Annotated in this window: 6 protein-coding genes; 3 read left to right on the top strand and 3 right to left on the bottom strand. The window is 51.1% G+C overall.

The window, feature by feature from the left end; all coding sequences use genetic code 11:
- Positions 1–78: 78 nt before the first annotated feature.
- Positions 79–1,638 (top strand): WD40 repeat domain-containing protein, encoded by a 1,560-nt coding sequence (locus Q0991_RS01170; RefSeq protein ID WP_299484703.1) that lies wholly within the window; start codon positions 79–81, stop codon positions 1,636–1,638.
- Positions 1,639–1,701: 63 nt separating this feature from the next.
- On the opposite strand, the gene Q0991_RS01165 is transcribed toward Q0991_RS01170, so the two are convergent.
- Positions 1,702–2,622 (bottom strand): hypothetical protein, encoded by a 921-nt coding sequence (locus tag Q0991_RS01165; protein WP_299484701.1) that lies wholly within the window; start codon positions 2,620–2,622, stop codon positions 1,702–1,704.
- Positions 2,623–2,626: 4 nt separating this feature from the next.
- Positions 2,627–3,241: a sigma-70 family RNA polymerase sigma factor gene (locus Q0991_RS01160; protein WP_299484699.1), complete on the bottom strand. Its 615-nt coding sequence runs from the start codon at positions 3,239–3,241 to the stop codon at positions 2,627–2,629.
- Between the two features lie 260 nt (positions 3,242–3,501).
- On the opposite strand from Q0991_RS01160, the gene Q0991_RS01155 reads away from it, so the two are divergent.
- Complete coding sequence (locus Q0991_RS01155; RefSeq protein WP_299484697.1) at positions 3,502–4,773, top strand: NAD(P)/FAD-dependent oxidoreductase; 1,272 nt, start codon at positions 3,502–3,504, stop codon at positions 4,771–4,773.
- 162 nt (positions 4,774–4,935) lie between these two features.
- Positions 4,936–5,346 (top strand): DoxX family protein, encoded by a 411-nt coding sequence (locus tag Q0991_RS01150; protein ID WP_299484695.1) that lies wholly within the window; start codon positions 4,936–4,938, stop codon positions 5,344–5,346.
- 39 nt (positions 5,347–5,385) lie between these two features.
- On the opposite strand, the gene Q0991_RS01145 is transcribed toward Q0991_RS01150, so the two are convergent.
- Entirely contained in the window at positions 5,386–6,933 is a 1,548-nt protein-coding gene (locus Q0991_RS01145) for a GAF domain-containing protein (RefSeq protein WP_299484693.1), read from the bottom strand.
- Between the last annotated feature and the right edge of the window lie 243 nt (positions 6,934–7,176).

Below are 7,176 nucleotides of genomic sequence, written 5' to 3'. Positions count from 1 at the left end.
TCACATCTAGGATGGAGACATTTTGCTGTCCACTGGTGAGGAAATTGCTCAAGCATCCTGACTTTCTCTCTGTCTAAAGTGATAAAAGAGGGATATGACCACACCCTCAGACTCTGGGATGCCCAGGGCAACCCCATCGGCGAACCCTGGACAGGTCATACGGCTTCTGTCTTGTCGGTGGCTTTTAGCCCCGATGGTCAGCGGATTGTCAGTGGCAGTTATGACCAGACCCTCAGACTCTGGGATGCCCAGGGCAACCCCATCGGCGAACCCTGGACAGGCCATACTGATTCTGTCTTGTCGGTGGCCTTTAGCCCTGATGGCCAGCAGATTGCCAGTGGCAGTTATGACCAGACCCTCAGACTCTGGGATACCCAGGGTAACCCCATTGGTAGACCCTGGACAGGCCATACTGATTCTGTCTTGTCGGCAGCCTTTAGCCCCAATGGCCAATGGATTGTCAGTGGCAGTGAGGACCAGACCCTCAGACTCTGGGATGCCCAGGGCAACCCCATCGGCAAACCCTGGAGAGGCCATACTGATTCTGTCTTGTCGGTAGCCTTTAGCCCTGATGGTCAGCGGATTGTCAGTGGCAGTGAGGACCACACCCTCAGACTCTGGGATACCCAGGGCAACCCCATCGGCGAACCCTGGAGAGGCCATACTGATTCTGTCAGGTCGGTAGCCTTTAGCCCCGATGGCCAGCAGATTGTCAGTGGCAGTTATGACCAGACCCTCAGACTCTGGGATACCCAGGGCAACCCCATCGGCGAACCCTGGAGAGGCCATACAAATTATGTCAGGTCGATAGCCTTTAGCCCCGATGGCCAGCGGATTGTCAGTGGCAATGATGACCACACCCTCAGACTCTGGGATAGTCAGGGTAACCCCATCGGCGAACCCTGGACAGGCCATAGGGCTTCTGTCTTGTCGGTAGCCTTTAGCCCCGATGGCCAACGGATTGTCAGTGGCAGTGAGGACCAGACCCTCAGACTTTGGGATATCAAGGGCAACCCCATCGGCGAACCCTGGACAGGCCATTGGGCTTCTGTCTGGTCAGTGGCCTTTAGCCCCGATGGCCAACGGATTGTCAGTGGTAGTTATGACCACACCCTCAGACTCTGGGATGCCCAGGGCAACCCCATCGGCGAACCCTGGACAGGCTATACTGATTCTGTCAGGTCGGTGGCCTTTAGCTCCGATGGCCAGCGGATTGTCAGTGGCAGTTATGACCACACCCTCAGGCTCTGGGATACCCAGGGCAACCCCATCGGCGAACCCTGGACAGGCCATACTGATTCTGTCATGTCGGTGGTCTTTAGCTCCGATGGCCAGCGGATTGTTAGTGGCAGTTATGACCGAACCCTCAGACTCTGGGATACCCAGGGCAACCCCATCGGCAAACCCTGGAGAGGCCATACTGATTCTGTCAGGTCGGTAGCCTTTAGCCCCGATGGCCAGAGGATTGTCAGTGGCAGTTATGACAAAACTCTCAGACTCTGGGAGGTCGATACGGGCAAATGCGTAGCGATCGTTCAAACAGGTTTATGTGGCAGCATGGACTTTAGTGGTGCCCTAGGCTTGACAGCAGCCCAAAAGATGGCCTTGAAAGCAATGGGGGCTTACTGTAATGAATAGGTATTCCAGCAACTTTGCCAATGGATATGCTTCAGATAGCAAGCCTCAGTATTCTGCTCAACCCTAGCTCTCTACAATCTCAACGGCGGAAGTCAGTTCCTTTAACTCATCTGCCGACAAGTCAGACACGATCGCATAGTGAAACTCACCATCACTCCAAAACACCCCACCCGGTCCATCTTGGATCGCCAGATAGAGCTTCTCTGACGTTAACTGAGGCAGTTCTGGCCGTTGAGAACGGGAAATTTGGTAAAACGAGACCTGACCATGGTGCTCCGTATCGTACATCATCCGGACTCCCTTGGCCTTGCCAAAGGTACAAACACTCCCTCCTAATAATTTGAAACTCACCTGCGACAGAATCGGCATAGCCGACGGCATCGGGGCCTGCGCTCTCAGCAGAGCCGCCAGCTCCATCGGCTGACTGCTAGGAATATCCACCGCCTTCAGCCCTTTTTTCAAGGACTTGCGATGATCCACCAGGATTTGCTCCACCCCTTGCCAATTCTGGTTCACAAATGTGTCGGTCGTGGTAATCACCACATTTCTAGGCGCGGTCTGGGGCATTGTTGAGGGCAGCGAAGCCATCAGACTTTTCTGCTCCGCTAACTCCTGGCGTACCTGAGCCAATTGTTGCTGAAAATAAACTGTCTGCAACCCCAAAGCCATTGTCATGACTGCTGCAATGCTGCCAAAGATTTTGCCCCAAGGGCGTTGTGACTGAGGATGGGCATTGTGTTGTATAGGAGTAGCTTGAGCCGCAGCCTGCATCATCTGTGCCCGTGTCGAGGGCTTAGGCTGGTTTTCCGTAAGGGCAAAGGGCAATAGATCCAGGGTCTCTTGCAGCCCTGCTACCTCTTCCCATAGGTCGGGATGCTCAGTAGCCAGCTGCTGAAACTCAGCCATCTCCTCAGAGTCGAGGTTGCCCAGCACATAGCCCGCCGCGAGTTCTTCAAATCGGTGATGGGGGGTTGGATCGACCATAAGATTAAAGCTCCATTTGCGCTTGTAGAGACTGGCGAAGTTGAATCAACCCCTTCCTTGCCCAGGTTTTGACCGTGCCTAAGGGCTTGTCCAATTGCTCGGCAATTTGGGACTGGCTGTATCCCCCGAAATAACTGAGATCTAACACTTGCCGATATTCCTTCGGCAGTTCCGCCAAAGCCTGCTGGAGGGCCTGGCGTTTTTCCGATTGGCTGGCATGGTCCAAAGGTGTGGGAGAAGGATTAGGCGACAGACTTTGCTGCCACTGGGATATAATCCGACGACGATTGCCCTTCATCCGTAGTCGATCAATGGCCCGCGACCGAGTCACCGTGGCTAAAAAGCTCGATAAGCTGCCCCGGCTGGGATTGTAAGTACAGCGTTCCCATAGGCCCAGGAAGATCTCTTGCATTAAATCTTCCGCTTCGGGGGAATTGCCCAAAATCTTATAGGCCAGGGTGTAGACCAAACTGGAATAGTGGTCGAACAGATAGCCCAGGGCATCTAACTCCTGTCGCTTAATTGCAGCAACCAGGTCATTAGTATCTGCATATTGAGAAGGAGGAATAGGGCGATTCTCTTCGGAAGATGGATGGGGTTGGGGAACTTTCAAAAGCATCTGCCCACAGCATCATTGCACTCATTCTATATACGAGTCGGGTCTGCGATCGGATGTGGGTATCGCCCAATCTGTTTAAACCACATCCAATTGCCCCACTCGCTCGTACTGAAAATAAGCACAAAAAAAGGGGACAAAAATGTCCCCAAACATCACTTTATTTCTAGGAGTTAGAGTATCATGGCAGCTCAATCAAAACGATCCATATGTCTTCAAGCCATAACCTTCTTTACAGTGAGTGATTCCCCTTAAGGCTACCGATGATCTCTTCCGCTCCTCCCCATATTGTGATTATTGGCGCTGGTTTTGGTGGCCTACAAACGGCTATTTCCCTTGGGGGCTCAGCGGCTCAGGTCACATTAATCGATCGCAATAATTACCACACCTTTGTGCCGTTGCTCTATCAAGTGGCAACGGCCACCTTGGAGCCAGAGTGGATTGCACTGCCGATTCATAAACTGCTGCATCGATATAAAAATGTTCAGTTTGTCCAGGGCAATGTTGAAGCCGTTGACTTGGCTGCCCGACGAGTACAAACCGAACAGGTTACGTTGCAGTACGACTATCTGGTGCTGGCCACGGGGAGTCAGACTCATTTTCAGGGCGTACCGGGAGCCAAAGAATATGCATGGCCACTGCGAACGTTGGAGGATGCGATCGCACTCAAACATCACCTTTTACAGTGCATTGAGCAAGCCGCCCAAATTTCTGATTCAGACCAACGACGGCAACGATTAACCATCACCGTTGTTGGGGGTGGGGCTACAGGCGTTGAGGTGGCTGGAGCTTTAGTCGAACTCTGTCATCAGTCTTGGCCTAAAGCCTATCCCTGGCTCAGAAGGGAGCCAGTACAACTTATCTTGATTCAGTCGGGACCAGAACTCTTACCTGAATTTCCGCATCCGTTGCGATCTTATACCTATAAAAAGCTCGCTCGACTCGGGGTACAAGTTCAGGTCAAAACCAAAGTAGCATCTGTTCACCCCACCGACTTAGAACTGGATAGCGGTGTCCTTATTCCTTGTGCAACAACCATTTGGACAGCTGGGGTGCAAGCTACGCATCCGCCCATGCAAACGGCATTCCCCCAAGGCAATCGAGGTAAATGTTCCGTGCTACCGAGCCTGCAACTACAACAGTATCCCGAGGTCTATGTTCTGGGGGATGCAGCCCAGGTTCCCGATCAGACATTGGCAGGTGTTGCGCCCGAAGCGTTGCAGCAGGGGGTTTGTACCGCTCGTAATCTTCGCCGTCAACTCCAGGGGCGAACGCCCCAACCCTTTCGATATTTCAATAAAGGTCGGTTGGCCATTATTGGGTGCTTTTCTGGCGTCGGCAAAATTGGTCCATTCCCCATTCGGGGATTTCTAGGCTGGTTTCTCTGGTTAGCCGTCCACCTAGTCTATACACCTGGCTATCGGAATCGGTTCATTATTTTGATGACCTGGCTGCAATCCTTCACCACCAAAGACAAATTGGCACAGCAATTATTGGGGCTTCGTTCAAGTTTGTCCGCCAAACTCAAGGTGTGATAGTGCTTTGAATGAAGGAGCAAAACCATTGCTTCTAAACCCCAGCCTGTAGGCTCTGCAGAATAAGGGGCTAACGTTCGAATGCTGCTATAAACCTTTCTCCGTTCCGAGATATCGCTAATTGATCCATTTTTGTACTTTATATTTATCTGGAGAATAACCATGACCACAACTTCTACAAACTCCAATCTCTCTATGCAAGAATTTTCCCTTTTGCTCCTCCGCCTCGTGGTGGTGGCGATCTTTCTCTATCATGGCTTTCCCAAAGCGATTAACTGGGCGATGGCGAGCGAGAAATTTGTTGGTTTCGGTTTACCTGGATTTTTAGGGCCGATTACGGGCATCGTTGAAGTGATCGCCAGCGTTCTGATCTTAGTGGGGATTCAAAATTTCTGGGCGAATTGGGTGTTGGTGGCGATTATGGCCGGTGCGATCGCAACGGTACAATTCCCCAAAGCCATTACCGAAGGGGCTTTCATTGCTGGCTTAGAACGAGACTTGATGATCCTAGCAGGATGTGCGGTCTCCGCCGCCTTTGGTCCCGGGGCTTTTGCATGGGCGAACAAACGCTAAACAGCCGTTTAGCATTAACGGGTGCCCGATAGACGTCGCTTATTCATCCCATTCACTGATGGGATATACCGTATCCTCATCGGTTTGATAAACTTCAGAAACGGTTGTGTCCTCAGGGGCGGCTGAGCCATTGTTTGGGGCATTGATATGGTCAAGAGCAAAGCCGACTTGTGTGGCGATCTGAGCAAAGCCTTGCACTTCAAAATCCTGCCAAGTCCGTGGGCTATAGCATTGATGTCCAATAAGTAGCCCTACCAGTTTCCCTTCTGTAGCAATGGGGGCAACGACCAAAGCCTTTACTTTCAATGTTTCTAGCTGCTCAATGTAGCAAGGCGATAAATTTGCTTCGTAGATATTATCAATAGCTTTGATCCGGCCATTTTGATACTTTTCGATGTATCTGGCCTGGAAACAAGGATCATGGATGGTTACTCCCATGGCAGCAGGCCAGCCTACCCCGATGGATTCAGCGATAACCACTTCGCGTGAGTTCTCATCTAAACCATAAACAATCACTCGATCAATATTTAAAAATTGGCGGATATTCTGAACCGCAACTTTATAAATGCCAGTTGCATCCGTTGCGCTTCGGAGATTTTGGATGGTTTTGGTAAAAAACTGCATCCACCTCACTTGAGTAATGGATTGTTGTTGCAGGTTGTTATGTTCCTCCTGCAACTTCACCTTGCCAAAGGCAAAACCGACCTGAGTTGCAATTTGCTTAAACCAATGCACCTCAAAAGGTTGCCATGGACGGGGACCGGAACAATGGTGGGCGATTAACAAGCCCACCAGTTGCTCACCATTGGTAATCGGTGCAACCAGCAGTGCTCGTACGGCTAACTGCTCTAGTTGCTCAATATAGCAAGGAGACAAACCGGCTTCGTCAATGTTCTCAATGGCTTTGATTCGACCCTTGCGATACTTTTCAATATATCGGGTCTTAAAGCAAGGATCGGGAATGATAGCGCCAAATGCTTTAGGCCAAGTCGGTCCAACCGACTCAGCAATAACAACCTCCAGATCATCGTCATTTAGACCGTAGATAATAACGCGATCAACCCCCAGAATCTTACGAATATCTGTGACAGTGGTAGAAAAGATATCGTCTCGATTGAGCGTTGTATTGATACTTTGAAATGCAGTCGTCAAGGACTGAATTTGTGCTGTCATCGCCTTTTGTGTGTCTTGCTCAACCTGGGGAACAGTAACATCCAGGGTTGAATGCATCGAACGATAGGCCAAATAGGCCACGACTACCCCTGTGCATACCGCCAATCCCCCAGTTCCCACTAGCAAAGCAATGAGCAGCCGGATCTGCTGTTGTTCGTCTGCCCTGATAGCTGTCAGCGTTTGCTCTCCAGTCCGACGGGACTCAATGGCGTTACGAGTAATCGATTGAGACCCAAAATAGTAGGTGGCAGTACCGATCGCCAAAATCGGAAGCATACTGGCGATGGTGAGTGCCATCACCTTGGCCCATAATCCCGCATTGAATGGCTGAGAGGATGATGAAACCTCAGAAGCCGCTGCCGTTGAAGGAGACAGGTCAGCCTTCGAGGGGAGCGCTTGTAGGCTAGTTTTCATTTTGGAGTCAGGTCGGATCATTGCAGAGGCCGAAAAAAGAGTGTTCTGGGGATGGCGAGTCAGCGGACTGGTGAGTCATCAATGGTTATCGTTCAGACCATTTGCCGACCTAGGGAAGCTTCCGCTGACGTTGGCTTATGAACAGTTGCTTTGGGGATGACAAGGGTTTCACAATGTGGTCTGAATCAGTGATAGCGCCCTCATGCCTCTCTGGTAATTGAGTCGTTTATGGGGTTTCAGTTG

The organism is Acaryochloris sp. IP29b_bin.137, from assembly GCF_028285745.1.
In the GTDB taxonomy this organism is placed as follows: Bacteria; Cyanobacteriota; Cyanobacteriia; order Thermosynechococcales; family Thermosynechococcaceae; genus Acaryochloris.
This window is presented reverse-complemented; position numbering and strand designations above follow the sequence as displayed.

Coding starts and splice junctions, on each gene's coding strand:
- Q0991_RS01165 (WP_299484701.1), bottom strand. CDS start 2,622: ATGGTCGATCCAACCCCCCATCACCGATTTGAAGAACTCGCGGCGGGC.
- Q0991_RS01160 (WP_299484699.1), bottom strand. CDS start 3,241: ATGCTTTTGAAAGTTCCCCAACCCCATCCATCTTCCGAAGAGAATCGC.
- Q0991_RS01155 (WP_299484697.1), top strand. CDS start 3,502: ATGATCTCTTCCGCTCCTCCCCATATTGTGATTATTGGCGCTGGTTTT.
- Q0991_RS01150 (WP_299484695.1), top strand. CDS start 4,936: ATGACCACAACTTCTACAAACTCCAATCTCTCTATGCAAGAATTTTCC.
- Q0991_RS01145 (WP_299484693.1), bottom strand. CDS start 6,933: ATGAAAACTAGCCTACAAGCGCTCCCCTCGAAGGCTGACCTGTCTCCT.